Source organism: Acinetobacter sp. V102_4, assembly GCF_031799005.1.
GTDB lineage: Bacteria > Pseudomonadota > Gammaproteobacteria > Pseudomonadales > Moraxellaceae > Acinetobacter > Acinetobacter calcoaceticus.
In genome coordinates this window covers 61,135-86,676 of sequence record NZ_JAVQNR010000029.1, presented here as the reverse complement: position 1 = coordinate 86,676, position 25,542 = coordinate 61,135, and the positions used below count along the sequence as shown (strand labels likewise).

Sequence of the window (25,542 nt, the reverse complement as noted above, 5' to 3'; positions counted from 1 at the left end):
GCTTCACCGCCGTAAGTTTTTGCACAAATAGTTGCAATCGCAGCAGTTAAAGTTGTTTTACCATGGTCAACGTGACCAATTGTGCCCACGTTTACGTGTGGCTTATTACGTTCAAACTTAGCCTTAGCCATGTTTATAGTCCTCGTTTACGTCGAACACAATTCTGAGTAAGACCCAGCATCGACATATCGCCTAAAAAATCAAACACCCAATACTTGAAAAGCAGACTAATAAGCCTGCTTTTTAAATCTTTGTAGAAAATCTACTAAACTGTATCTGGAGCTCTTATCGAGATTTGAACTCGAGACCTCTCCCTTACCAAGGGAGTGCTCTACCACTGAGCTATAAGAGCGATTATCCTTCGATGGAGCGGGAGACGAGGGTCGAACTCGCGACATGCAGCTTGGAAGGCTGCCGCTCTACCAACTGAGCTACTCCCGCACGATGCTGGTATACTTAGCACTTCAATCGAAGTTAATGGTGGTGAGAGAAGGATTCGAACCTTCGAAACTTTCGTAGCGGAGTTACAGTCCGCCCCCTTTGACCGCTCGGGAATCTCACCACTTCACACTTATTTCAGTGTTATTCTTCACTTAACAACTTCACACTTTTAGATGGTGCCGGCACACGGATTCGAACTGTGGACCTACTGATTACAAGTCAGTTGCTCTACCAACTGAGCTATGCCGGCGCTTCTTAGTGTTTCGTACGTTTCGTATCGGAACGGTGTGCAGTTTAGCAAAACTTCCAAACGATGCAAGTGGTTTTTTTAAAAAAATCGCTAAAAACTCATAAAATCAATCCGTTTGACGATAATTCAACCGCTTTGATCACTGCGCGAGCTTTTATTTGTGTTTCATTCCATTCTGATTCAGGATTTGAGTCAGCAACTAGGCCCGCTCCAGCCTGCACATACACCTTTTTATCACGGATAACACACGTACGGATTGCAATCGACATATCCATTTCACCATGCCATCCTAAATATCCCACTGCCCCACCGAAAACGCCTCGCTTAACAGGCTCAACTTCATCAATAATTTCCATTGCACGAATTTTCGGTGCACCAGATAAAGTACCTGCTGGGAAAGTTGCTTTAAACACATCTAGCGCATCAATATCATCACGAACTTCACCCTGCACATTTGAAACAATGTGCATGACATGCGAATAGCGCTCAATCACCATTTGATCAGTAACTTTGACCTTACCAATTTTAGAAACTCGACCAACATCATTTCGACCAAGGTCAATCAACATTAAATGCTCTGCTATTTCTTTTTCATCAGAAAGTAAATCTTTTTCTAAAGCGATGTCTTCTTCTTTAGTTTTTCCACGCGGTCTTGTACCTGCAAGTGGGCGGACTGTCGCAATACCATTTTCTAGTCGAGAAAGAATTTCTGGTGATGATCCTACAATATGGAATGGTTTGTTATCTGTAATTGTTTGACCCTGCACCAAAAACAAATATGGCGAAGGATTTAAATGACGTAAAGCACGGTAAACCTGCAAAGCCTCACCATCAAAGTCCGAAACCATACGCTGGCCCGGAACAACCTGCATAACATCGCCCGCTCTAATGTATTCTTTTACCTTCTCGATTGTTTCAAGGAACTTAGCCTTACCCGTAATCGATTCAAAATGAGGCGGTGTATGCGGCTTAGCTTGCAAACTCACTGGTGTAGCTAATAACTGCTCTAATTGATCTAACTTTTGCTGAGCATCTTCATAAGCATCTGGCTGTGTTGTATCAGCATGGACAATTAAAAATAAAGTATCTTTAAGATTATCGAAAACAATAACTGTCTTTGAAAGCATCAACCACAAGTCTGGTAACGCAATTGGATCAGCCGCAGGTACATTCTTTAAGCGCGGCTCAATATAACGAACCGCATCATAGCCCAAATAACCAACTAGCCCGCCAGTAAAACTTGGTAATGCCGGCAAAAGCTCAGCTGGTGGCACTGTAAATTGCTTCTGAAATTCACGAATATATTGAAATGGATCTAGGCAATCTTCTTGTGTAATCGAACCATCAGCATGCTGTATAGACAAGACCCCTGCATTACATGAAAAAACTGTCGATTCGCCTAAACCGATCATGGAATAGCGCGCCCAGTTTTCACCACCTTCGACCGACTCAAATAAATAAGCTTGTTTTTGGTCCTTAAAACGAGCAAAAACAGATAAAGGTGTTTCCGTGTCTGCTAAACGCTGGCGATAAACAGGAATCGTGTTGTAACCTGATGCCTTAAGTTGTTCAAATTGCGCTAATGTAGTCATGAATTTTTCTCTAATATGGTTTCGATTTAAAACGGTGTTTTTCTAGTTTCGATTTAGACACGCCATCGAAAAACCATACGCTTATTCATGCTGATCTCCATTTCACTCATTAGATAATTAACTCAGCCAAACTATCAACCACTTGCTGAGGTTGGCAATCATAGATATTTTCTCCATGATTATAGCCATAGCTAACCACAATACAATCAATTCCCGCGCGCCGTGCAGCCTCAATATCATTACTTGAATCGCCAATCATTAGCGCGTGCGAAGCAGATATCTTTAAACTTTGCATACAATGCAACAAAGGCAATGGATGTGGTTTTCTCTCTGGCAAGCTATCACCACCCAGTACAACTTGAAAATAAGAAGAAAGTTCCAATGCATCCAGTAATCCTTGAGCAAGTTGCACAGGCTTATTGGTAACACATGCCATATGTATATTCAAAGTTTTACAATGCTTTAAAAACTCAGTTACTCCAGGATAAATTTGAGTATTTACACAAAGCTCTGCACCGTATACATCTACAAATTTTTGTAATAAAACTTTATGTTGTTCGGTGTCTAATTTTCCAAATATATGAAGCAAAACACTTTCACAAAGTTTTGAAGCTCCTTTACCCACCCATTCTCGTATTTGTGCTTCAGTTACCGATGGCCAACTTAGCGCTTCTAAACTTAAATTCATGGATCGATATAAATCAGCTGCAGAGTCAACTAACGTTCCATCTAGGTCAAATAAAATTAAATCGCGCTTATTTAGTTGTGCAACAGACATCTTCTTATACTCAAAATTAAAAAGGCATGCGTTTAGCATGCCTTGATTGTAAAAGCACCAACAAATTATTTAAAGAACAACCATGCCAATAAAGCTAAGATTACTAAAATAATAATAGTAATCAAACCAACTGAGGCATTCTTCTGTTGCTCTTTTTCTTCAGCAACACGAGAAACAGGCTCATCAAAGGCAACAGGTGTCTGTTGTGGCTGCACATTAACATCTATCCCTTCTGGGATCGGGGCAGGTTTTGGAATAGTGATATTCTGCGGCATCCCATCGCGACTAACTTCTATTTCAGCAGCACGCTCTGTAAGACTTGGCATCCCTTGATCGCTTAAATCTTGAGATGGAGCCGTATTTACAGGTTCTGCTTCAATTTCAGGCAAATGCTCTATTTCCTGCACAGGCGCTAATACAGAAAATTTAAAGCTCGCAAATTGAACAATATCACCATCATGCAGCTGTTTTTCTTGCTCAATACGAATATCGTTTATGAATGTGCCATTCGATGAATTAAGGTCTTGCACCCATAGCAATTGATCTTTTAAAAGCAATGCAGCGTGGCGACGTGAAATTTCAGCAGCTTGTAACAACACATCAGCATCTTGATGGCGTCCCACCAACATATCACGATCAATACTAATTTCTTGGCCAGTAATTTCGCCAGTAACTGCTTGTAATTTCCAAGTCATGCGTATGTCCTATTTCACTTTTTATCAATCATAACATGCTACTACGGCGCTGTGCTTGGACGCAGTGTCGTTGTTGTTACTGTATTTTTAGTACGATTAATTTCAGGCTCAGGCAACTGTAAGGTTTGCTTTCGAACCGCAAGTTCTACCGCTACGGGTGTTGTTACTGTCGAGCTTTTTCCACCCGAAGGAACCTGTTGATAATTTTTTGGCTGAGCTGCAACACTTGGTGGCGTCATCTTTTGATTATAGACATCATCAACTTGTTCAGGGAGTTTGGCAAAATTGCCATTTTTATCCATCGCCAATTGTAAGCTGTAAAGCTGGTTATAGCGCTGCTGAGACAAACGACGCACATCATTTGCATCACCCACAATTGTTGGATGAATAAAAACCAGAAGATTACGCTTCACATTACTTCGGGTATCCGAACGGAATAACCGGCCCAAATAAGGAATACTACTTAATCCAGGAATACCTTGGTTATTAAACTCAACATCATCAGATACCAAGCCCCCTAAAACCACTGTCTGCCCATGCTCAGCTAAAACAGCAGTTTTAATGGCACGCTTATTAGTAATTAGGTCAGCAGCCTGCCCTTTACTTGATTGAACATTAGAAACTTCTTGTTCAACTTCAAGCCTAACTGTCCCACCTTCACCAATGTGAGGGATAACTTTCAAAGTTACCCCTACATCTTTACGCTCGACTGTCGTATAAGGATTTACTGTTCCCGAAGATCCCGTAGAAACAGAACCAGTCACAAAAGGAACATTTTGCCCCACAACAATATAAGCCTCTTCATTATCCATAGTTACAATGGATGGTGTCGAAAGCAAATTTGATTTAGTATTAGTTTTAAGCGCTTGAATTAATGCACCATAAGCCTTACGAGAATTCTCAAAATTTCCTAAAGCGAAAGTTGCGCCATCACCCTTATTTTTACCAGCTGCTATAGCATTTGCAGCACCTGCCGTACCACTTGATAAATAACCAGCAGCGATAGACGACAAACTAGCACCTATATTACTAAAGCTAAGTAGACCAATTCCACTTGATAAATCACCTAATGCCCATTGAATTCCAAGCTGATCCGCATCATCACCTGAAACCTCAATAATGGCAGCTTCGATTAAAACTTGCTGGCGACGAATATCAAGTTGTTGGATAGCAGACTCTATTTCACGCATTAATTGTGGATCGGCTTTTACAACAAGTGAATTTTGAGCATTATCCGCAATAATGCTCACACCGCCCTGACTAAAACTTGTAATATTATTTTGGTTACTATTAGAACTACTATTAAGATTAATTGAAGGAGTACTAATTGAAGAGCTAGGCGCGCCAGAATTTTGACTATTTCCCATCGAACCATTAGTCGATCCAGAAGAAGCAGCCAAACCACCACTCCCATTTGATGAAGAAACAGCCTGTCCTGTTACAAGACCTTGTAAAATCTCTGATAAATTTTTTGCACTTGCATATTTCAGTCGGAAAACTTTTAAGCCCCCTAAACGATCTGCTGAAGGCACATCAAGCATCTCAATCATGTGGCGAATACGTTTACGCGTTTCAGGGTCACCCTTTACCATAATACGATTCGTTCGATTGTCTGCAATAATACGAATACGTGCGCCACTAAAATCTTTAGATGCTCCTGTTGCACTCATTGCCTCAAGTTGAGTAATGATTTCTTCTGCCTGACTCGATTGCAAGTTAATGGCTTCGATATCATTTTGCCCAGTACCATCGAGGTTACGAATGATATTTTCAAGTTGGTAGATATTCGCAGCTCGGTCCGAAACAATCAGCGCATTAGTGCCTGCTATCGCAGCCATATGTGCAAATTGAGGCATTAAAGGGCGAAGTGCCGGAATTAAGTCATTTGGATTGGTATTTTCAAGCCAAATCACTCGAGTGACGATTTGATCACCACGCAGTCTATTTCTAGAATCGTAAGGAATTCCCGAGTTTTTAACATTGCTATCCGGCACCAGTTTAATGGTGTTCCCAGAAGGAATTGCCACGACCCCATTTACATTTAAGACCCCAAGGAACAGATCATAAACTTCATCTTTATTGAGGGGTTTATTCGATATTACTGTGACATTGCCACGCACTCGCGGATCTACTGCAAAGTTTTTCCCCGTGATGTCCGCAACTTCATTAATAAATGCAGTTAAGTCAGCATCACGTAGATTGATCTTCCATGTCTGGGCATAGACGCTGCTGCTCACTGTCGCAATCAATGGGGCTGCTGCAAGTAATGCCCAAAGTGGACGTTGATGATTCAATAAAGCCATAACTTGCGATAATTCCTAACTCTTATGGTGACGTGTTATCACTAAAAATTTTGTTGTATGGTCATCACTTGATCACCACGTTTTATTTCTATTTTCACTTGCCCAGCTCGACGAGCTTGTTCAAGTAACTGCACATCCGTTTGTCCTTGCCCAACCGTTTGACCATTTAAAGAAACAATCCGGTCACCCGGCCTTAAACCTAACTTATTTCGAAGCGCAGTGGGTGTACGTTCTGTAACTTCAAAACCTTCACTTGAGTTACCGCTTACGCCCATATCACGTAGATATTGTTCACGGTTCCCTTGCATTTGCTGAATAGCCTGTCCAAGCGCTTCTTGAGTCGTATTAACAGGTGCCGATGGTTGAGACGCAGTAGCAGTTGGTTGTGAGGTATCTGGTGTCATGGGTTGATATAAACCGTTTGGCAAACCTTTGAACTGAAGTTCACGAGTACTACCATTACCTTGACGCAATATAACGTGATCCCAATAAACTTCTGCCAACTGATAAGATGTAGAGCCTATTGTTTCCCCCACCCGATACCGGTCAGCAGTATTATCAAGCTTAATCACCGCTGAGGAAAAACGGTTCGGATAGCCCACCATCACACCCTGCAATTCTAGGTTGACATTTTCCTGAGCTGCATTGGCTGAAGGTTCATTAAAAATCGAAAAAGTACTAATGTTAGGAATTTGCGGCTGCTGTGATCCCAACTCTACCCGATCGAATTGCATCATTTGGGGAGGGGCAATGACCCACCAAAATAATGAGGCTAATTTCCAACACAGCCATAAAATTAAAAAGGCAAATACGACAACACTTAACCGATCTAATTTTTGCCATTGTAGTTGCTGTAATTTTTCAATCCATACTTTCATTATTAGTTACCCCCTTGTATTAAGGGTTGACGAGAACTAATGACAAAAGTATCTAAACCGGCTTTCCCATCATAAGACGGAATATTCAGTAATAGTCTTTGTGTAAGCTGCACATCAAGCATCATATTGGCATCTAATAGAAGATTTGCCATTTTTTGACTGCGTTGATCACGTATATCAACCTGTAATTGGCCATTTTGATCCGTTAATTGCCCATTTAAAGAAGGCATATTCATCCGGTCTTGACGGTCACCAATATTATAAATTAAAGCACCACCACCCCAATGCAATTGACCATCAACTGCAGCGAAACCTTGCTCTTTTTTATAATTAAAATCAATATCTTTTAACTGGATACTGTTCACAGGCCATTGCCAGTTCACAATTTGTTTTAATGTTTCAGGCGCAATTTGACCATTCATTGCTCTAACAAGTACTTTTTTACCAACACCATAGGCCATTACCCCAGATAATTGGGTATTTCCACTATGGATATCCACATCAGCCGCGAACCTTAATAGAAACAGGTCAAGAGGTCTAGTTTTCCAATGAATCGAGCCTCTCAAAGTACCGCGCCGCCAATCTGCTTGGCCCTGCCAGATATTTCCACTTACATTGTGTAGAGTTTGATTATTCTTTGAAAATTTAGAAATAAGCCACGTCGCTGGGATCTGTAAAATAATAAAAATTAAAAATGCAATGAGGGCAAATAACCACCACTTCCACTGCTTAGACTTTTTCTTCATTCAGCCTTACCAACATGCAAATTATCGTCCTTATTTTGAGAGTAACTCCCTAGTCTGACATTATGCATACTTTTTCAACATCGCCAATTCACTTCATATAAAAAAACCAAGCAATCAGGCTTGGCTTCTGTATTAAGACTATAAATTGAACGTATGACAAAATCATGAAAACTGGCTAATCAACTTACTAAACGTACATTTGATCTCAACAATCTATTTAAAGATGAATTTAAACACTCAAATTCTTAAATAATATTTATAGCAAAATTTTAAATATTTCACGCATAAAAAAGCCAGGCAAATTTGCCTGGCTTTTTAGATCAGCAATACGATTAGATTAAGAAATCTTCAAGTTTTGCGCCTTTTTCAATTTCAGCAACTAACCAGCGTGGTTGTTTACCACGGCCAGTCCAAGTCTCTTCAGAATTGTTTTTGTTACGGTAACGCGGTTCAACAGATTTACGTGTTGTTTTCTTACGTTTTTGAGCACCAAACTCAAGAAGTTGTTCAACACTAAAACCTACATTTTCAGCGATCTCGATAATTTGATTATAAGCATCTTCGATTGCTTGATCTTTTTTACTTACAATTAAAGCTTCAGCTTCTTCTTGTAAACGCTTTAACTCTTCAACAGATAATTCACTGATATCCGGCTTCATTAATAAATACTCCAGTCTTACAGACAATTCAAAATAATACAGACAAAATTTAAAAACATAAAATCAAGACCAATATTATTTATAATCTATTCAATAAGCAATAGTTTGAAAGCCGTGTTCATCAGAATAATCAAAAAAATTACCTTTTAATTACATTACCAATTATAAATGACATATATTTTATTAATATTTATTTAAGATAAATGTATTAAGTCATGTCCAACAGATTTTTCTAGCTCAATAATTTTTTGTTTTATCTCTTGAGGTATTTCGCATTTTCGTTCTGTTAATTTATCTACGCATACCATAACAGCATCACCCGTAGCTACGATTTGTTGTTGTGTTTCACTCCACAATATATAAGCCATACGGAATGCGCTATTACGGAGCTCTTCCACGCGAACACCAACTTTCAATACATCGGGATAAAAAACGGGCTTTAAGTATTTGCATTGGCTTGAAGCGACAACGGTATATAATTGTGGGGTTAATATATTTATCGCTTCCATATATAAAATACGTGAGCTTTCAATATATCGATAATATTGTACATTATTGACATGACCAAAAGCGTCCATATCTCCCCACGCTACTTTCTGTTCATATATTATCGGGTAGACAGACAGTTCTTTCATTTTTACCTCATATTTTAAATTTTAAAAAATTCGCATCATTTTCAAAGATTAGGTTTAACTGATTGATTAACACTTCATCTTCTTTAAGGGTAGACTTAATACGCAAATAGCTCATTAAAATATTATCTGGATATAATGTTAATAATGTTTCAGCCTCTGCTTGACGTCCGGTTGCCATATAGACATGCCATTTTGCAAAAGTTAAAACTGGCAAATTCATATATTGATTTTCAAGCTCAATAATTTTTTCTTCGACATCAGCATAGTCTGGAACCTGTTTAAGCAATTGTTGCTGAAACCACAGGTAAAACACTTCTGGATCAAACTGCTCTTTTAATAAATGTAGTGTTAAGGCTGCATGCTGCATGCTCATATCAGGCATACGTGCTAATAGTTTGAGCCATAACAACTTACTGCTATAAGGTCGAGTTTGAATCTCAGACTCCAAATCCAGATAACGTTGTTGCAAGGCATGCAGGTCATCAATAGAAGCTTGATCAAATTGCTGAAGAAGCTGCTGCAACCATAAATCACGGTGTTCAGCATCTAATAATCCATACTTCATTGACCGTAAATATACCCATGGATGTTGCAGCGCTAATTGCCCCCATAACGCAGTTAATCTTTGCTGGTAGGCAGTTTCTATTTCCTCAAGCCAAGGCGATAACTGATGCTGGTATAAAAATTCAAGATGAGTTAATGCACGGTCAGCTTCATTTTGGGCTAAAAAGATTTCGATTCGCTCTAACTCGACCAATTCAAATGCCATGGGTGGTGATTGATCTAAAGCAGCCAATGCTTTTGGATAGTCTCCACTTAAAACCAGAAACTTGGCATCAATAATATTTTTTAAAAGTCCTGATTGAGTAAAAACACGTTCAATAAATACACGTTGGTCTTCGGCAGCCTCTAATAACCAGACGATACCTAATTGTTCATAGGGATGAAGGTTTTTAAACTGGAAGATGTTTTCACTTTTTCTTTGCTCACGAGAGGAATAACGTTTAATCCAAAGCCATATGAGTTGTGCAATAAAACTCACTACCACAAAAGCAAGGGTTAATCCCCAGACATTTGTTTGCAACTGCAATTGTCGCCAGTAGATATAGACATACCCCATTCCATAGCCATAACTAAATAAAGCTAAAGCTGCAAAGAGTATTAAGCTAATTACGAAATAAACCGACAGGAGGTGTTTCATATCTCCTCCTTATGAGCCAATTAGACCAAGTGTAGATAATTTAGGAACAGGCACGACAGATAAATGTGCCACTTTAGCAATACGTTTTTTTAACTGCTGACTCGTTGCATCAGGCATTTCATCTAGCTTTTGCATTACAGATTGCAACTCGTTTTGGTACTCTGTCATTTTCCCTTCATTGAGTGCCTGTTCAGCAATTAATAATCTTAATTGCACTTCTTTGAGCACTACACTTCGATTCATTAAATTAATAGACGGCGTTTCTACTTTTTCTATACGGAACCATTTTTTCCACCAAGACACAGACTCGGACTGATCCATCTCAAGTTTAGGCTGAGCTAAGGCTTGCTGAATATTTTTATCAATCGTCTGTAATAAATCGTCAATCAATTGATGGCGTTGATTTTGGGCCAATGTGAATTGCTGAACCGCCTGTTTATCCTGCTCAAGCGATTGGTTCAAGCTATGTTGTAATGCAGGGGCAATTTCATAGTGTAGAAGAGATTGCTGTAACTGGTTTAATTGATCAACTGCGTAAATCAATTGTTGCTGATCAATTGCAAATTGAATTAAATCCAACTTTTGTTTTATTAAAACTGTAGGGGCAATACCCATCGGCGGGACTTCTAAATGGCCGGCCGGACTCAGTTTATTCCCTGTATTTACAGGTTGATTCTGTAATTGTCGTTGTAAAGCAACCAATTGATCATTTAGATTGGCATAGTGCTGTTCTGATTGAAGCAAACTTTGCTTAAGCTCGGGAACAGTACGAGAAATTTGCCACATATCGTAACTGAGCTTAGCCAACCAAGCCATGCCCAGTAAAATGATGATAGAAACAAGTTTTCTCATACGAATCCTTATAATGCCTGAATGTGATGAATCATCCCCGAAGGCGATAAATTTTCAAGTTGAATAATGTGAAAATGAGCCTGTTGCTGATCGCGATATTCTTTAACAATTTGAAAAAGACGTGGCCCTAAAACCAAATATACACAATCAGGTTGTACATTATTTTTTGAACAAAGCTCTAACCAATACTTCCAGCTCGCCTCACTTGTAATTAAGACCAGCCATTTGTTTAAATTATAATTTGAATTGTGTGTCAGATATTTGAAGGTGGAATATGAGGCTTCTGGGCACTGCCGATGATATAACACGAAATTTAAAATCTGAATTCCTTGTTGTTGCAAGGTCTCCATCATAAATTGACGGCCACCTTCTCCTCGCCAAAAAGCGACGCTACCAGCTTGTTTCATATTATGGAGAATAGGGAGATTTAACATCCCCTCAGAGGTTTCAACATCTGGAATATGTGCTTCTATTCCATACTCATTTAGACAATTGGCCGTTGACTGCCCAACGGCAATCCACTGAATATGTTTTAAATCACTGAGCTTTAAACCGCTTTGCAGTAAATACTTCATCCCCACATCAACGGCGGTTGGACTCACTACGATTATAACTTGTGCTTTAACTAATTGTTGGTAAAGCTGAAGTAAATGTTCGGAAAAGGGTTTAGCAACGAGTTCTAAAAGAGGTAAAGACTCAACCTGATAACCTTCATTTTGCAAAACTTCTGTTAATTCTGCAGCCCGAGAATCAGGTCGAGTATTAATAAACAACATAGCTTAGTAGAGAGCCTTTAATAGCTCACCAGCACCTTGATCAAGTAAGTTTCGAGCAAGGTTTTCACCCAATTGCTGAGCATTGCTGGCTTCATCTGTCAGTTCAGCACGTAATAATATTTGACCATCGGCACTTCCGACACGACCTTCAATATGGATTTGTCCATTTTGTAGTGTGGCATAACCTGCAATTGGGACCTGACAACCGCCTTCAAGATAAGCATTAAAGGCACGCTCAGCACGCACACAAACATCTGTTTCTTGGTGTAATAACGGTTGAATTAAAGCTAATACTTCGCTGTCAGCTGCACGGCATTCTAAACCCAATGCACCTTGACCCACAGCAGGCAAACTAATGTCTGGGGCTAAACAATGACGAATACGTTCTGACAGCCCTAAACGTTTCAAACCAGCACTGGCCAAAATAATCGCGTCGTATTGACCATCATCTAGCTTCGCTAAACGTGTTCCAACATTTCCACGCAAATCAATAATTTGCAAATCAGGGCGTTGTTTTAAAATCTGAGATTTACGACGTAAACTTGATGTACCAACTTTTGCACCTTGAGGTAAGTCAGCAAATTTTTCAAATTGATTTGAAACGAAAGCATCTAATGGATCTTCACGTTCACAAATTACCGCCAAGGTTAAACCTTCTGGCAAAGCCATCGGGACATCTTTCATTGAATGTACCGCTAAATCTGCACGCCCATCTAAAAGAGCTGCTTCTAACTCTTTAACAAACAGCCCTTTCCCACCAATTTTTGCTAAAGGCGTATCTAAGATTTTATCGCCCTGCGTGACAAATTTAACCAACTCCACCGTTAAATCTGGGTGAAGCTCCTGTAATCGGGCACGAATATATTCTGCCTGCCAAAGAGCAAGTGGGCTTTGTCGTGTAGCAATTTTCAAGGTTTTCATAAATTCAAGCATGGGCTGGTCAAACAATACACCCTAAACTTAACTTGATCCCTTAAAATTGCAAGTAAAATCTCGCACGTCCAAGATAACTCTTTTTAAGTTTAGAGCTGATGAATTCGGTCTCTAAGCATGGATAAATGTCGGCGGCTCACCGAAAGTCGTTCATCTAAACCACGTAATCGAACCTGATATTGCCCCGAACTGACCAACTCCAATCCATCTAAATAGGTAACTGCAACCAACGCATTGCGATGAATGCGAATGAATTGATCTGCAAATTCGGTTTCAAGCTCTTTTAAAGTTTCATCAATTAATACACTGCCATTTTGATGACGCACCGTGACATATTTCTGATCTGCTAAAAAATAATAAATATTCTCCACAGGAATCAGCTCAACCCCACGATAGGTTTTAGCAGCAATTTGATGTCGCTGTGTTTTTAGATCATGTAAAAAATCATGTTGTGGCAAAGCATTGAGCTGTGCTCGAGTAAGCTGAGTCAGTTGACTAAAAACTTGTTCAAGTTCTTGAGGGTCGATCGGTTTAAGAAGATAAGCTTGAGCCTGAGATTTAAATGCTTCCAACGCATGTTGATCATAGGCTGTACAAAATACAATCGCAGGTCTAGGGCTCAGCTGACTTAACTGTTCTGCACAAACAAGACCATTCATACCTGGCATTTGAATATCAAGTAAAATTACATCCGGTTGATGAAGCCGCGCCTGTTCCAAGGCTTCCTGTCCATGATGAGCCGTTGATACAACTTCATGTCCCATCTTTGAAACTAAACGTGATAATCGCTCCACTGCAAGTGGTTCGTCATCACAAATCAGCACCTTCATTCATCCTCCTTGTCACCGTTAACTTGATCCATTTTTTTATGGTTAACTCTGACTAACTTATTATTTTGTTTGATATTGATAGCTCATAATGGTGGTATATAAGGTTTCACCTTTATAAACCTGAAATCTAACGGAGTTCCCATAATATGCTTTCAGGCGTTGTTTTACATTTTCAAGCGCGATTCCATGCCCTTTCCGTGAATTTATTGTATCGTCTGTATATGGGTTGGTAATGACTATACTGACCTGATTTTGCAATATTTCAACCAATACCCCTATGGTTGCTTTACCTATCATTGGTTCTACCCCATGAAAAATACTATTCTCTAACAAAGGTTGTAATGTCAATAAAGGAATGGTGATCTGTTTCAGTTGCACAGGTGAAAGCTCAATTTTCCACTCTACTTTTAAACGCTCTCCCAAACGTACCTGCTCAATCATTAAATATTGTTTACTCAGCTCAATTTCTTCATGCAGACTCACCAATTTCAATTCTTGGAAGCTTGCGCGAAATAAACGTGACAGGCTAATCAACATACCTTCTGCTTTATCTGGGTCTATCGCAATTAAGCTCACCACATTATTTAAACTATTAAATAAAAAATGGGGATGAATACGCGCCTGCATAGCCTGAATACGCGCATTTAACTCTGCATATTGTTGATGTAGCCATTGCTCTCTCACATACAGATAGCGCAAGCAGAAAGCCCCCAGTAATATCCCATAGCTTAGATATAAAGGCACATTGCTAAAATAAATGCGCCAGTCCTGTGTTAAAGAAGCATGTTTATTTAAAAGACCAAACTGAAAAAAATTACTTATTAAGGTCGTCAAAACAACAATAGCTTGCAGCATGACAAAACCGATAGCCAAGGCAAATTCTTGACGTAATCCACTAAAAAAATGCTGAAAGCGTTCAACCAAGGCAAAAAACGACAATATGACCCAGTTAATAAAAACGATGTATTGTAAAAGGCGTCCACCGCTTAATGCTTGCCATGACTGAGCTTCAGCCAGTGCCAAAACCAGTGCCAAAATATTACTTGCGATAATTAATTCGAATAAGTGTTGCCAACGACCGTTTTTCGTAAAAAAATAGGAGGAATTTTGATTTCGGTATGCTGTAGGAAACAACTTTGTTTGTTGAGCTTCGGCAAGTGATATACTCTTTTTTATTTTACTGAGCCACCATGACCACATCTTCAAATCCCCCTAATTCAGTAACCCCAGACCAAACCTCAGGTATGTGGGGTGGTCGTTTTTCTGAAGCGACGGATGCTTTTGTAGCCGAATTTACCGCCTCTGTTCAGTTTGACCAGCGTTTTTATAAACAAGACATCGCTGGTTCGATTGCGCATGCTACCATGCTTGCGAAAGTTGGCGTACTCACAGAAGCAGAACGCGATGACATTATTGAAGGTTTAAGCACCATTCGCTCAGAAATTGAGGCTGGAACCTTTGAATGGCGCATCGATCTTGAAGATGTTCACATGAACATTGAATCACGTTTGACTCAACGTATTGGTATTACAGGTAAAAAATTACACACTGGTCGTAGCCGTAACGATCAGGTTGCAACCGATATTCGTCTTTACCTACGTGACGAAATTGATGATATTTTAAAATTATTAGAGCGCTTACAAAAAGGCTTGTTAGGCTTGGCTGCCAAAAATGTAAACACCATTATGCCTGGCTTCACCCACCTACAAACTGCACAGCCAGTGACTTTTGGTCATCACCTGTTAGCATGGTTTGAAATGTTAGTGCGTGACTCTGAGCGTCTTCAAGATTGCCGTAAGCGTGTCAACCGTCTGCCACTTGGTTCTGCCGCTCTTGCTGGCACAACTTATCCGATTGACCGCGCTTACACAGCAGAGTTATTAGGCTTTGAAGCTGTATGTGAAAATTCTCTTGATGCTGTATCTGACCGTGACTTTGCCATTGAGTTTAATGCAGCTGCATCTTTAATTATGATGCACTTATCACGTATGTCAGAGGAACTGATTCTTTGGACTTCTGCACAGTTTAAATTTGTGAATATTCCTGATCGTTTCTGTACTGGTTCTTCAATCATGCCACAGAAGAAAAACCCGGATGTTCCTGAACTGATCCGTGGTAAATCAGGTCGTGTATTTGGTGACTTAATTAGCTTACTTACGCTCATGAAAGGCCAACCATTGGCGTACAACAAAGACAACCAAGAAGATAAAGAACCTTTATTTGATGCAATCGATACGGTTCGTGGTTCACTCATGGCTTTCGCAGACATGATTCCTGCATTGGTTCCAAATATTGAAATTATGCGTGAAGCTGCACTTCGTGGATTCTCTACCGCAACCGATCTTGCTGACTATTTAGTGAAAAAAGGCGTTGCTTTCCGTGATGCACATGAAATTGTAGGTAAAGCAGTTGCATTAGGCGTAGCTGAAGAAAAAGATTTATCTGAATTAACACTTGAGCAATTACAACAATTCTCTGACTTAATCACAGCAGATGTGTTTGATAAAGCTCTAACACTAGAAGCTTCAGTAAATGCACGTGATCATATTGGTGGAACTTCACCAAAACAGGTAGAAGCTGCAATTGCTCGTGCCCATACACGTTTAGAACAGTTATACGCTTAAGGATAAAACATGAGTCGACAAGTATTTTGCCGCAAATATCAAAAGGAAATGGAAGGTCTAGACTTCGCTCCATTTCCTGGTGCTAAAGGCCAAGATTTTTTTGAAAATGTTTCTAAACAAGCATGGCAAGAATGGTTACAACACCAAACAACGCTGATTAATGAAAAACGCTTAAATGTGTTTGAACCAGAAGCGAAGAAGTTTCTTGAAGAACAACGTGAGAAGTTTTTCAATAATGATGAAAGCGTAGAAAAAGCTGAAGGCTGGAAACCAGAATAAGCGGTTTGTTTTAACCTAATCCTCATTTAAAAGGCGGGTCTATATACATAGACCCGCCTTTTTTTACGTGAAACTTACACAAGCATAAAAAGCCTTACATAGAGCGAACAGGACTCTACATGACATAAAAAAGCGAAGAACTTAATATCAATTCATAGCAAGAAGAACACGATCCCTGTCGTGTTTATGCACTTGATTTTCTGTCCTGAACTTCCCCCCAAAGTTCGGGACATTTTTTTATCTATTATTTAAAAAAATAAAAAAGGCCTTATTTCAAACAAGGCCTTTAAGTATTTCAGCTCAAGATTACTTTTCGTGGACTTTAGCTTCAATTTCTTCAATTTTGGTATGGCGGGCATCAAAGCCTTTTGCCATGTAAATCACTTGCTCAGCAATGTTACGGGCATGATCACCAATACGCTCTAAAGAACGTAACACCCACATCACATTAATTACACGAGCAATATGACGTGGATCTTCAATCATATAAGTCATTAAAGTACGTGTTGCTGACTGGTATTCACGGTCAATATCTGCATCGGCTAAAAGCACACGCAAAGCTTGATCTGCATCTAAACGAGCAAAAGCATCAAGTGCGTCATGAATCATGACACGAACTTGGTTACCAATATGACGGGTTTCCATGTAGCCACGCGGAGAACCACCTTCTTCACAGAGGTTTTGTGCAATGCGGGCAATTTTTGCCGCTTCATCACCAATACGCTCAAGATCGGTATTGGCTTTACTCATTGCAATAACCATACGCAAGTCGATCGCTGCCGGATGACGACGTGCCAAAATTAGCGTAAGACCTTCATCAATATCACGTTCATATTGATTGACGGCGTTATCTTTAAATTGAACATCAATCGCTAAATTTGCATCTGTATCAAGCAAGGCATGAATTGCGTTCGCCACCTGTTGTTCGACCAAGCCACCCATGGTCATGAACTTTGTGTTTACATCTTGCAAATCTTCATTAAATTGAGAAGAAATATGATGGCTTAACACCGGATTACTTGGACTCAAGGGAAGCCTCCAACATGATGGCGCAGGAATAAAATGATTGAGCATTAGAACACAGCAATCATTAAGTTTTTATGACAAAATTAAAATTCAGATAAAAGCTTTTTTTTGCTCACTGATAGGTTAGCCAGCTGTTTAATTCGACCAGATCTTTTTCGCCTAACTGGCCTACCGCAGCTTTTAACCGAAGTACATTCAATAAGTAGTCATACTGACTATTAAGATAATCCTGTTTTGCCGAAAAAGCATTACGCTGCGCTAATAAAACATCAACCATACTTTTTAAGCCTTCGTTATAACTCGCTTTTGAAGCTTGAGAAACAAGCGAAGACGAATCCATTGCAGCTTTTCGTGCTTCGAGTTTTGCTTGGTCTGTATCTACCTGCATAAAGGCACTTTTCACATCAACATTGGCACGACGAATAGCTGCATCAAGTTGTGCCTGAGCTTTACTGGCCTCTACAGTTGCTTTTTTAATTGATGTTTTAGTACGCCCACCATTAAATAAATTCCAGTTCATTTCCACGCCAACCTGATCAAATTTTCCATCAGTCGAGATGAGTGTCTCTGGTGTCTGCTTTGTATATCCATAACTTGCAACAGCATCAATTTGAGGATAAAGCGCAGCTTTTTCTACACGACGCTGATCTTCGCTATATTGTTGCTGTAAACGGGCTTGCTGGATCTTTAGATTTTTTTGCTGGGCCAAAGAAATCCAATCATTAAGCTGGGCTGGATAAGGCTTTTGAAAACTAAAGTCACTTCGTAATACAGCAAGTTTATCTTGATAAGAACCAATATATTCGGAAAGCTGTTCTTGGGCCAAAAGTAATTGAACATTGGTTGAAATGCGATTGGCTCTAGCATTTTGATATTGAGCATTTGCTTCACTCACATCACTACGCGCCACCAAACCTTCTTTGAGCTTGGCATTCATCATATTGAGTTGCTCAAGCAAAGCTTTTTCTTCTTGTAAGTATGCAACACTTAATGCCTGCTGACGCAGCACATTAAAATAGGCTTCTGCTACATTTAAAACATGGTCTTGCTTTTGCAGTCTTAAAGTGATTTCACTTAAGGCAACCGAAGTTTTAACTTGCTTATAACCTTCCCAAGCATCCATTCGAAACAGTGGCTGACGTGCAGTTAAAGTCGCTTGACGAGTAGTAGAGGTATTACTTACCAAGGCATCTGAAAGCCCTTCCTGATCAACCCCCGGAAAATTAGAACGCTTCACCGTTTGCCGATTACGAGTAATATTTCCTGACAATGTGACCGTTGGTAATAAGGCACCTGTTGCCAAGCCTAAATTAAGTTGATCTGCTTCAAATTGTTGTTGATTGGCTTGCCATGTTGGGTCATTTTGTTTTGCGCGCTCATAGGCTTCAACTAAATCTAGAGCAAAACTGGAAGATGCAAAACTCCAAAGGCCAACAGCGACCATTAATTTTATTTTCATTGTTCAAATCAACGATAAAACTTGCCTTTAAGACTAAGAAAAATTCCAAGCAAACTCAAGCCATTAAAAGTTTTAGTTTTTTAAGCGTTCTCATTTTTTGACAATATTAAAATACAAATAAAAATCAAAAACATGCCTATCCAACCCAACCATGAAATATGCTCACCAACCAACACGATGGCAAAAAGTGCGGCAACTAAAGGTTCAAACAAAGTTAAGGTCGTCGCTTTACTGGCATTTACTGTTTTTAGACCAAAACCGAAAAGTAAATAACCTAAAAACATAGGAATCAGCATCATATAACCAGCAACAAGTAAATTGGTTGAACTTTGCAACAACCCTCCACCCGTAACCAGTAAAGTAGGAAGCAAAATAACGGCCCCACCACCCATAATCATGCCCATTGCAGCTTTAGCAGCAACACCCCGATCTATTAATCTTTTAGCAGCCCATGAATAAAGTGAATAAGTTGTAGCCGCGACAAGCCCAAGAAAAATACCGAAGATTTTATTCCATTCATTTGTACCCTCTTGGACCGCATGGTTTTCACCCATGGATAACAAACTTACGCCCATAACACCAAAAATAAAACTTAAGAACCAGATCGCTGACAAAGACTTGCGATCAAAAAATCGTTCTAAAATTGCTGCGATCAGTGGCGCTGCACCAATAGAAACCACGGTGCCAATCGTAATTCCTGCATAATGCATTGAGGAATAAAAGGCCAAAGGATAAATACCAACTGCCGCAACCCCTAAAAGCAGTATTAGAAGGTTTTGCTTTATAAATTGACGGTTTTCCCGAATAGCCCGCGATGCAACCAAAGCTTGCAAAAGACCTCCTCCACCCATAGCCACAGCACCAATGGCGAGTGGTCCAAGTGTGGGTGCAAATGCGGCAGCAGTACCTGTTGTTCCCCATAAAACAGAGGCAACTAAAATCGCAATTGTGCCGCCATAACTACTATTTTTAATGAGGCTAATCATATTGGCCTTCTCTCTTTAGAAGATCTTCTGCCATTTGTTTTGCTAAGAGGAGTTGACGACTACTTCCTTCCAACCCTGCTCTTGCCATAGAACCTTCTAAAAGAAAGGAAAGCTGTGTAGCCACGTAGCTAACGCGCTGCGAGTCTGGTATTAATTTTTTTAAATGTTCAGCAACAATAGCCTCGACTTCTTCTTTATGCTGTCTTACCGCATTTCGTCCCACACTATTCGCTGGAAATTCCGCTGCGGCATTAAGCAAACCACAACCTCGAAAGCCTTTTTCATAGGCAAATTCTGCATGATCTTGATAGGCATCAAACACTGCCAAAATAGCTTCTGTAGCTGATTTTGTTGTCTCTAAACGTTTTTGATAAAGATCAAGCCATTCTTGATGCCGCGCAGCAATATAGGCATCGACAAGCTCGCCTTTTGAAGAAAAATTATTATAAAGCGACATCTTGGCGACATCTGCTTTTGCCGTAACCGAGTTAATTCCAGTTACAGTAATGCCATCGTTATAAAACAAAGTTGCTGCTGCATCGAGAATTTTCTGTCTTGCTGTTTTATCATTCATAGCTTTAATATAAGTAGACCGATCTACCTAATAATAAAGATTTCTAACAATGATGCAATCTTTTTCCGAGTTATAATTTGAGCAATGTTCACTTCGATAAAAATACAATGATGAAAAAATTTCTAATGATGAGTGTATGCAGCGCACTACTTTTATCTGGATGTAATAAAACATCGCAGCAAGATCAAGCTGTTTCTAAAGAGCAAAAATCAACTGAACAAAAGCCAGAAAGCAAACCAGATAACAGCTGCATACAGATCAATGCCGCAATACAGAAGATTAATCAGAACAGTAAAATAGAAGACTTAAATCAAATTAACGAGAAGCTCAAAGCATGTGTGCCATCTTTAAAGAATGATGAACAGCTTAAGCTGATTGATGCATCAACAGCCATGTATCAACGTTTTCTAAAGCAAGACTACACTGACAAAACAGCCAGAGCTTTTGAAGCTTTTGGCTATGCCGTTTTAGAACAAAAACAACGAGACCCTAAAAAAGTCATTCAAAGCCAGAAAAAATTATTCGACCAACTTAGTCCACGTGACCAATACTTACTTCAACATAATGGTGAAGCCTATATTAACCTCCTTTATCAAGGCGAAGGCATGTTTACCTATCGACGTCAGCCAAACTATCTAGTCGATGTTTTTTCTAAAGCCTTAACCACGGACCAAAAAGAGTTCTTAACTCGTATGGCGAAAGACAATCAGGATATTTTCTATAACGATGGTGCTTTGGCTGTTTCGTGGAAAGAGCTCACTGAACGAGCACTTTTTTGGGAAAAATTTATTCAAAAATATCCAAAAAGCCACTTTATTGGTGATGCAAAACTACTCTTTAACGAATATCGCTATTTTATTTTCTTTGGTCTAGATAATACGCCGGTGTCAGATGAATATGCACCAAACACATGGTTTGATAAAGATGCTCTTGAACAAATCCGTTTTCTATCTACACAAAACCAATCGAGTTTAGCAAAACCTGCCCAGCAATTTCTTAAGTTTATTGCCACGCCTGTAGAAGAGCGCAATAAGCAATTTAAAATAGATTTAACTGAAAAGAATGGCGATAAAAAATCAAATTATCAGATTACCCATGAACAACTTGAGCAGCTATTAAAATTTGATTCGCCATGGAACACTGAAGTCTATCGTGACTGCCATATAGATGCCGTTTGTATAGATACAAATTGACAATGCCAGCCAACCTAAATCATGTTAGTCTGTAATTCGCTTGACGGAGCGCGAGTAATAGCTCGCTGAGATTGTGTAAATTTCGTGTTATCGCAACACAAGTTTGATCACAAGTACCGTTGAACCTGATCAGGTTAAGACCTGCGTAGGAATCAAGCCATCTAAAAACTAAAGCCTCAAATTTATCTAGCAAAGATAAATCCGCCATCGTTTTTGGTCGTGCTTGATTCGTTGATGTTATTCATAAGGATCATGTAATGAACCAGTTAACGAATCTCTCTTCTGTTGAAATTTCAGCACAACATGAACAAGATGCAAAAGATTTAACTCGCATCTTACCCGCTTCAAAAAAAGTTTATATTGAAGGCTCTCGCCCTGACATTCAGGTTCCAATGCGGGAAATTTCTCTCACCGATACCCCAACCGGACTTGGTGGCGAACATAATCCCCCTGTAATGGTCTATGATACTTCAGGTGTTTATACCGACCCAAATGTTCAAATTGATTTAGACAAAGGTTTACCTTCAGTTCGCCAAAACTGGATTGAAGAACGTAACGATACTGACGTACTTTCTGGTTTAACTTCAACGTTTGGTCAGGAACGTTTAAAAGATATCCGTACCGCAGATATTCGCTTTGCCCACATTCAAAATCCACGTCGTGCCAAAGCTGGCAAAAATGTCTCTCAAATGCACTATGCCAAGCAAGGTATTATCACACCTGAAATGGAATATATTGCAATTCGTGAAAATCAGCGCCAGCGTGAAGGTGTTGATACGCGCCAGCATCCGGGCCAAAACTTTGGTGCAAAAAACTTAAAAGAAATTACACCTGAATTTGTTCGCCAAGAAGTTGCTGAAGGTCGCGCAATTATTCCTGCAAACATTAACCACCCAGAACTTGAGCCAATGATTATTGGTCGTAACTTCTTGGTTAAAATTAATGCCAACATTGGTAACTCAGCGCTTGGTTCTTCAATTGATGAAGAAGTTGCCAAAATGACATGGGCAACCCGTTGGGGTGCTGACACAATTATGGACTTGTCGACAGGTAAGAATATTCATGAAACACGTGAATGGATTATTCGTAACTCACCTGTTCCAATCGGCACCGTACCAATTTATCAAGCACTTGAAAAAGTGGATGGTGTTGCAGAGGACCTGACTTGGGAAATCTTTAAAGACACGCTCATCGAACAAGCTGAACAAGGCGTTGACTACTTCACGATTCACGCAGGCGTATTACTTCGCTACGTACCACTCACTGCAAACCGTTTGACCGGTATTGTGTCTCGTGGTGGTTCAATCATGGCGCAGTGGTGTTTAGCGCATCATGAAGAAAACTTCTTATACACTCATTTCGATGAAATCTGTGAAATCATGAAAGCCTATGACGTTTCATTTAGCTTAGGTGATGGCTTACGTCCGGGTTGTATTCAAGATGCAAATGACGAAGCACAGTTCAGCGAACTAAAAACCCTAGGTGAGCTTACTCATCGTGCATGGGAACATGATGTTCAAGTCATGATTGAAGGCCCTGGTCACGTACCAATGCACATGATTAAAGAAAACATGGACTTGCAGCTAGAAGTTTGTAAAGAAGCACCATTCTATACGCTTGGGCCTTTAACGACTGATATCGCTCCGGGTTACGACCACATTACCTCTGCAATTGGTGCAGCCATGATTGGTTGGTACGGCACGGCGATGCTTTGCTATGTCACACCAAAAGAGCATTTGGGTCTACCAAATAAGAAAGATGTTAAAGACGGGATTATTACCTACAAGCTTGCGGCTCACGCGGCCGATCTTGCTAAAGGACATCCGGGTGCACAGGTTCGCGATAATGCCTTGTCAAAAGCACGTTTTGAATTCCGTTGGGATGATCAGTTCAACTTAAGTCTGGACCCTGACACAGCTCGTAGTATGCATGATGAAACCTTACCAAAAGAGGCTCACAAATCTGCACACTTTTGCTCAATGTGTGGACCAAAGTTCTGCTCGATGAAAATCACCCAGAATGTTCGTGACTATGCCAACAACCTCACCAATATTAATACAGAGGTTGAAGAAGGACTCAAAACCATGAAAGAGGTTTATCAAGAACAAGGACAAAAACTGTATCACAAAGTGTAAATATTCAAAAAAAACACTTGCCTAGCCATGATTCTCAGTTAGGATGAAATAAATAGATTTTATCCTGACTGGCTCATGAGCATTGTTGAACATCCAAGCTATATATCTGAAGATGTCGAAATAACATCCCGTGAATATGTATTCCGCGGTTTTATTCAGGTTGAAAAAGTCAGCCTTCGACATCGTCTATTTAACCAGTCTGAATATACCTCTGTAATACAGCGTGAGCTTATTCATCGCCCTGAGGCTGCAGGCGTTCTACTCTACAACGATCAAAAACAACAGTTCGCATTGATTGAACAGTTTCGTGTTGGCGCTTTAGATGACCCTCACTCCCCATGGCAACTGGAAATAATCGCAGGCGTGTTAGACGGTGATGAAACACCCGAGAGTTGTATTCGTCGAGAGAGCCTCGAAGAGTCAGGGTGTGCAGTTCAGGATTTACAACATCTATTTAGCTTTTATCCGTCAGCTGGTGCGTGCTCGGAGTTATTTCATCTCTATGTTAGCGAAACCGATTTACCTGCTGAAGGCGGCGTTTTTGGTGTAGATAATGAAGGTGAAAATATTCAACTGCACTTATTCAATTATAGTGAAATTCAGACTCTACTCGACAGCGGACGTTTAAGGAATGCTCCTGTCATTATGGCATTACAATGGTTGTCTCAACACATCACAACGATAATAAAATCCGACGAGGTAGGACGGTGACTTTTCAAGTCTCAACACTTTCACAAAAAGACCATGTCATTATACAAATTACCGATACTCACTTATTGGAGTATCCGCACTTAGAATTTGTGGGGATGAATCCTGAAGAAAGTTTTCATGCAATTATTCAACAGATCCTGAAAAAACATCCTGAAACTGATGCCATTATCCATACTGGAGATCTGGCTCAAGCACCAACGCCTATTACGTACAAACGTTATATTCAATATATGCAAACGTTAGGTCTGCCATTTTTTCAGACACTAGGTAATCATGATAACGTTGACCATTTTCCATTGCATAAAGAAAACCATCAGGAACCTGTGGTGATTGGCTTAGGAAACTGGCGTGTTATTTTATTAAATAGTGCGGTACAAGGGCAGATTGATGGACACCTGTCACCAGAACAACTACAAAATTTAGCGACATTACTCGAAGAATTTTCAGATAACCCTGTTTTATTGGCTTGTCATCATCATCCTTTTGCAATGAAATCCAAATGGATTGATCATCACAAGTTACAAAATTCTAATGCGTTGCTTACAACATTAGCTCCATTTAAAAATGTAAAAGCTTTAGTCTGCGGGCATGTTCACCAAGACTCACTCAACACTTGGCAAGGGGTCGAATTTTTCTCGACGCCATCGACCAGTGTTCAGTTTAAACCGTTTAGTAATGACTTTGCCCTAGACCAAAATGCTCCCGGCTACCGTTACATTCGTCTAAAAAACGATGGTAGTTTTGAAACCGAAGTCTTCCGTCTTGAAAATTTTCAGGGCCTTATAAATACTGATATTTCAGGCTATTAGCTCTATTTTTTATATGCTTATATGCAATTATGACTAGGGTAAACACGTTTTGAAAATATTTACGGGTCGGAATGACTATCATCTTGCAGGAAAAATCTATATGATGACGACCCGATGGTAAAATCCATCGATGGTTTTCTATAAAAACACTTGCATATCACCATATTTTTTGCGTAT

At 39.8% G+C, this 25,542-nt stretch carries 25 protein-coding genes, 4 tRNA genes and 1 riboswitch; of the genes, 6 read left to right on the top strand and 23 right to left on the bottom strand.

The window, feature by feature from the left end; genetic code table 11:
• The 19 genes from RMB13_RS01900 to RMB13_RS01810 all read right to left on the bottom strand — a co-directional run.
• A partial coding sequence (locus RMB13_RS01900; RefSeq protein ID WP_227591698.1) for a GTP-binding protein occupies positions 1-131 on the bottom strand: 131 nt, incomplete at its 3' end.
• A 146-nt stretch (positions 132-277) separates the two neighbouring features.
• Positions 278-352 (bottom strand) — tRNA-Thr (locus RMB13_RS01895).
• Between the two features lie 13 nt (positions 353-365).
• Positions 366-441 (bottom strand) — tRNA-Gly (locus RMB13_RS01890).
• Positions 442-478: 37 nt separating this feature from the next.
• Positions 479-562: transfer RNA gene (locus tag RMB13_RS01885), tRNA-Tyr, on the bottom strand.
• A gap of 53 nt (positions 563-615) precedes the next feature.
• A tRNA-Thr gene (locus tag RMB13_RS01880) sits at positions 616-691 on the bottom strand.
• A gap of 98 nt (positions 692-789) precedes the next feature.
• On the bottom strand, positions 790-2,283 hold the full coding sequence (gene trpE, locus RMB13_RS01875; RefSeq protein WP_005037269.1) for an anthranilate synthase component I: 1,494 nt from the start codon (positions 2,281-2,283) through the stop codon (positions 790-792).
• Between the two features lie 109 nt (positions 2,284-2,392).
• On the bottom strand, positions 2,393-3,061 hold the full coding sequence (locus tag RMB13_RS01870; protein ID WP_017391173.1) for a phosphoglycolate phosphatase: 669 nt from the start codon (positions 3,059-3,061) through the stop codon (positions 2,393-2,395).
• A 65-nt stretch (positions 3,062-3,126) separates the two neighbouring features.
• Entirely contained in the window at positions 3,127-3,756 is a 630-nt protein-coding gene (locus RMB13_RS01865; RefSeq protein WP_311084253.1) for an FHA domain-containing protein, read from the bottom strand.
• A gap of 41 nt (positions 3,757-3,797) precedes the next feature.
• Positions 3,798-6,059, bottom strand: coding sequence for a type II secretion system secretin GspD (gene gspD, locus RMB13_RS01860; RefSeq protein WP_311084252.1), 2,262 nt, complete (start codon positions 6,057-6,059; stop codon positions 3,798-3,800).
• A gap of 41 nt (positions 6,060-6,100) precedes the next feature.
• Positions 6,101-6,937: a type II secretion system protein N gene (locus RMB13_RS01855; RefSeq protein ID WP_311084251.1), complete on the bottom strand. Its 837-nt coding sequence runs from the start codon at positions 6,935-6,937 to the stop codon at positions 6,101-6,103.
• 2 nt (positions 6,938-6,939) lie between these two features.
• Positions 6,940-7,683, bottom strand: coding sequence for a type II secretion system protein N (gspN, locus tag RMB13_RS01850; protein ID WP_005037277.1), 744 nt, complete (start codon positions 7,681-7,683; stop codon positions 6,940-6,942).
• A 332-nt stretch (positions 7,684-8,015) separates the two neighbouring features.
• Positions 8,016-8,342, bottom strand: coding sequence for an H-NS family nucleoid-associated regulatory protein (locus RMB13_RS01845; RefSeq protein ID WP_003654486.1), 327 nt, complete (start codon positions 8,340-8,342; stop codon positions 8,016-8,018).
• A 194-nt stretch (positions 8,343-8,536) separates the two neighbouring features.
• Entirely contained in the window at positions 8,537-8,977 is a 441-nt protein-coding gene (locus RMB13_RS01840; RefSeq protein WP_004640721.1) for a thioesterase family protein, read from the bottom strand.
• A 7-nt stretch (positions 8,978-8,984) separates the two neighbouring features.
• On the bottom strand, positions 8,985-10,178 hold the full coding sequence (locus RMB13_RS01835; protein ID WP_311084250.1) for a heme biosynthesis protein HemY: 1,194 nt from the start codon (positions 10,176-10,178) through the stop codon (positions 8,985-8,987).
• A 9-nt stretch (positions 10,179-10,187) separates the two neighbouring features.
• A complete protein-coding gene (locus RMB13_RS01830) occupies positions 10,188-11,030 on the bottom strand; it encodes a hypothetical protein (protein WP_005037281.1) in 843 nt (280 codons plus the stop codon).
• A gap of 8 nt (positions 11,031-11,038) precedes the next feature.
• Positions 11,039-11,806, bottom strand: coding sequence for a uroporphyrinogen-III synthase (locus RMB13_RS01825; protein ID WP_311084249.1), 768 nt, complete (start codon positions 11,804-11,806; stop codon positions 11,039-11,041).
• Positions 11,807-11,809: 3 nt separating this feature from the next.
• On the bottom strand, positions 11,810-12,727 hold the full coding sequence (gene hemC, locus RMB13_RS01820) for a hydroxymethylbilane synthase (protein WP_231764208.1): 918 nt from the start codon (positions 12,725-12,727) through the stop codon (positions 11,810-11,812).
• Between the two features lie 101 nt (positions 12,728-12,828).
• The gene (locus RMB13_RS01815; protein ID WP_311084248.1) at positions 12,829-13,569 is read right to left on the bottom strand and encodes a LytTR family DNA-binding domain-containing protein; all 741 of its coding nucleotides are present in this window, start codon (positions 13,567-13,569) and stop codon (positions 12,829-12,831) included.
• 60 nt (positions 13,570-13,629) lie between these two features.
• Positions 13,630-14,769, bottom strand: coding sequence for a histidine kinase (locus RMB13_RS01810; RefSeq protein ID WP_311084247.1), 1,140 nt, complete (start codon positions 14,767-14,769; stop codon positions 13,630-13,632).
• Here RMB13_RS01810 and argH point away from each other — a divergent pair.
• A complete protein-coding gene (gene argH / locus RMB13_RS01805; protein WP_017387747.1) occupies positions 14,760-16,193 on the top strand; it encodes an argininosuccinate lyase in 1,434 nt (477 codons plus the stop codon). The genes RMB13_RS01810 and argH overlap by 10 nt on opposite strands.
• Before the next feature lie 9 nt (positions 16,194-16,202).
• Positions 16,203-16,472 (top strand): oxidative damage protection protein, encoded by a 270-nt coding sequence (locus RMB13_RS01800; RefSeq protein ID WP_000089995.1) that lies wholly within the window; start codon positions 16,203-16,205, stop codon positions 16,470-16,472.
• Between the two features lie 306 nt (positions 16,473-16,778).
• Here the strand turns inward: RMB13_RS01800 and phoU are convergent, their stop codons facing one another.
• From phoU to RMB13_RS01775, 4 genes are all read right to left on the bottom strand, one after another.
• Complete coding sequence (phoU, locus tag RMB13_RS01795; RefSeq protein WP_003654470.1) at positions 16,779-17,501, bottom strand: phosphate signaling complex protein PhoU; 723 nt, start codon at positions 17,499-17,501, stop codon at positions 16,779-16,781.
• Positions 17,502-17,610: 109 nt separating this feature from the next.
• A complete protein-coding gene (locus RMB13_RS01790) occupies positions 17,611-18,942 on the bottom strand; it encodes a TolC family outer membrane protein (protein WP_311084246.1) in 1,332 nt (443 codons plus the stop codon).
• A gap of 95 nt (positions 18,943-19,037) precedes the next feature.
• A complete protein-coding gene (locus RMB13_RS01780) occupies positions 19,038-19,943 on the bottom strand; it encodes a DMT family transporter (RefSeq protein WP_198497100.1) in 906 nt (301 codons plus the stop codon).
• Complete coding sequence (locus RMB13_RS01775) at positions 19,936-20,517, bottom strand: TetR/AcrR family transcriptional regulator (protein WP_311084245.1); 582 nt, start codon at positions 20,515-20,517, stop codon at positions 19,936-19,938. Before RMB13_RS01775 ends, RMB13_RS01780 begins: the two co-directional genes overlap by 8 nt.
• Positions 20,518-20,624: 107 nt before the next feature.
• Here RMB13_RS01775 and RMB13_RS01770 point away from each other — a divergent pair, with 107 nt between their 5' ends.
• The 4 genes from RMB13_RS01770 (at position 20,625) to cpdA (ending at position 25,365) form a co-directional block, all read left to right on the top strand.
• On the top strand, positions 20,625-21,710 hold the full coding sequence (locus RMB13_RS01770; RefSeq protein ID WP_311084244.1) for a hypothetical protein: 1,086 nt from the start codon (positions 20,625-20,627) through the stop codon (positions 21,708-21,710).
• A gap of 34 nt (positions 21,711-21,744) precedes the next feature.
• A riboswitch (TPP riboswitch) is annotated at positions 21,745-21,879 on the top strand.
• A gap of 88 nt (positions 21,880-21,967) precedes the next feature.
• Positions 21,968-23,845, top strand: coding sequence for a phosphomethylpyrimidine synthase ThiC (gene thiC / locus RMB13_RS01765; RefSeq protein WP_003654459.1), 1,878 nt, complete (start codon positions 21,968-21,970; stop codon positions 23,843-23,845).
• Positions 23,846-23,920: 75 nt separating this feature from the next.
• Entirely contained in the window at positions 23,921-24,556 is a 636-nt protein-coding gene (locus RMB13_RS01760; RefSeq protein WP_311084243.1) for an NUDIX domain-containing protein, read from the top strand.
• Positions 24,553-25,365 (top strand): 3',5'-cyclic-AMP phosphodiesterase, encoded by an 813-nt coding sequence (cpdA, locus tag RMB13_RS01755; RefSeq protein ID WP_132068570.1) that lies wholly within the window; start codon positions 24,553-24,555, stop codon positions 25,363-25,365. The genes RMB13_RS01760 and cpdA overlap by 4 nt, the downstream gene beginning before the upstream one ends.
• The last annotated feature ends 177 nt before the right edge of the window (positions 25,366-25,542 follow it).

Coding starts and splice junctions, on each gene's coding strand:
- RMB13_RS01870 (WP_017391173.1), bottom strand. CDS start 3,061: ATGTCTGTTGCACAACTAAATAAGCGCGATTTAATTTTATTTGACCTA.
- RMB13_RS01855 (WP_311084251.1), bottom strand. CDS start 6,937: ATGAAAGTATGGATTGAAAAATTACAGCAACTACAATGGCAAAAATTA.
- RMB13_RS01835 (WP_311084250.1), bottom strand. CDS start 10,178: ATGAAACACCTCCTGTCGGTTTATTTCGTAATTAGCTTAATACTCTTT.
- trpE (WP_005037269.1), bottom strand. CDS start 2,283: ATGACTACATTAGCGCAATTTGAACAACTTAAGGCATCAGGTTACAAC.
- RMB13_RS01780 (WP_198497100.1), bottom strand. CDS start 19,943: ATGATTAGCCTCATTAAAAATAGTAGTTATGGCGGCACAATTGCGATT.
- thiC (WP_003654459.1), top strand. CDS start 21,968: ATGAACCAGTTAACGAATCTCTCTTCTGTTGAAATTTCAGCACAACAT.
- RMB13_RS01815 (WP_311084248.1), bottom strand. CDS start 13,569: ATGAAGGTGCTGATTTGTGATGACGAACCACTTGCAGTGGAGCGATTA.
- RMB13_RS01790 (WP_311084246.1), bottom strand. CDS start 18,942: ATGGTCGCTGTTGGCCTTTGGAGTTTTGCATCTTCCAGTTTTGCTCTA.
- RMB13_RS01760 (WP_311084243.1), top strand. CDS start 23,921: ATGAGCATTGTTGAACATCCAAGCTATATATCTGAAGATGTCGAAATA.
- RMB13_RS01830 (WP_005037281.1), bottom strand. CDS start 11,030: ATGAGAAAACTTGTTTCTATCATCATTTTACTGGGCATGGCTTGGTTG.
- RMB13_RS01840 (WP_004640721.1), bottom strand. CDS start 8,977: ATGAAAGAACTGTCTGTCTACCCGATAATATATGAACAGAAAGTAGCG.
- RMB13_RS01825 (WP_311084249.1), bottom strand. CDS start 11,806: ATGTTGTTTATTAATACTCGACCTGATTCTCGGGCTGCAGAATTAACA.
- RMB13_RS01800 (WP_000089995.1), top strand. CDS start 16,203: ATGAGTCGACAAGTATTTTGCCGCAAATATCAAAAGGAAATGGAAGGT.
- gspN (WP_005037277.1), bottom strand. CDS start 7,683: ATGAAGAAAAAGTCTAAGCAGTGGAAGTGGTGGTTATTTGCCCTCATT.
- RMB13_RS01845 (WP_003654486.1), bottom strand. CDS start 8,342: ATGAAGCCGGATATCAGTGAATTATCTGTTGAAGAGTTAAAGCGTTTA.
- hemC (WP_231764208.1), bottom strand. CDS start 12,727: ATGAAAACCTTGAAAATTGCTACACGACAAAGCCCACTTGCTCTTTGG.
- RMB13_RS01775 (WP_311084245.1), bottom strand. CDS start 20,517: ATGAATGATAAAACAGCAAGACAGAAAATTCTCGATGCAGCAGCAACT.
- RMB13_RS01865 (WP_311084253.1), bottom strand. CDS start 3,756: ATGACTTGGAAATTACAAGCAGTTACTGGCGAAATTACTGGCCAAGAA.
- gspD (WP_311084252.1), bottom strand. CDS start 6,059: ATGGCTTTATTGAATCATCAACGTCCACTTTGGGCATTACTTGCAGCA.
- argH (WP_017387747.1), top strand. CDS start 14,760: ATGACCACATCTTCAAATCCCCCTAATTCAGTAACCCCAGACCAAACC.
- RMB13_RS01770 (WP_311084244.1), top strand. CDS start 20,625: ATGATGAAAAAATTTCTAATGATGAGTGTATGCAGCGCACTACTTTTA.
- RMB13_RS01810 (WP_311084247.1), bottom strand. CDS start 14,769: ATGTGGTCATGGTGGCTCAGTAAAATAAAAAAGAGTATATCACTTGCC.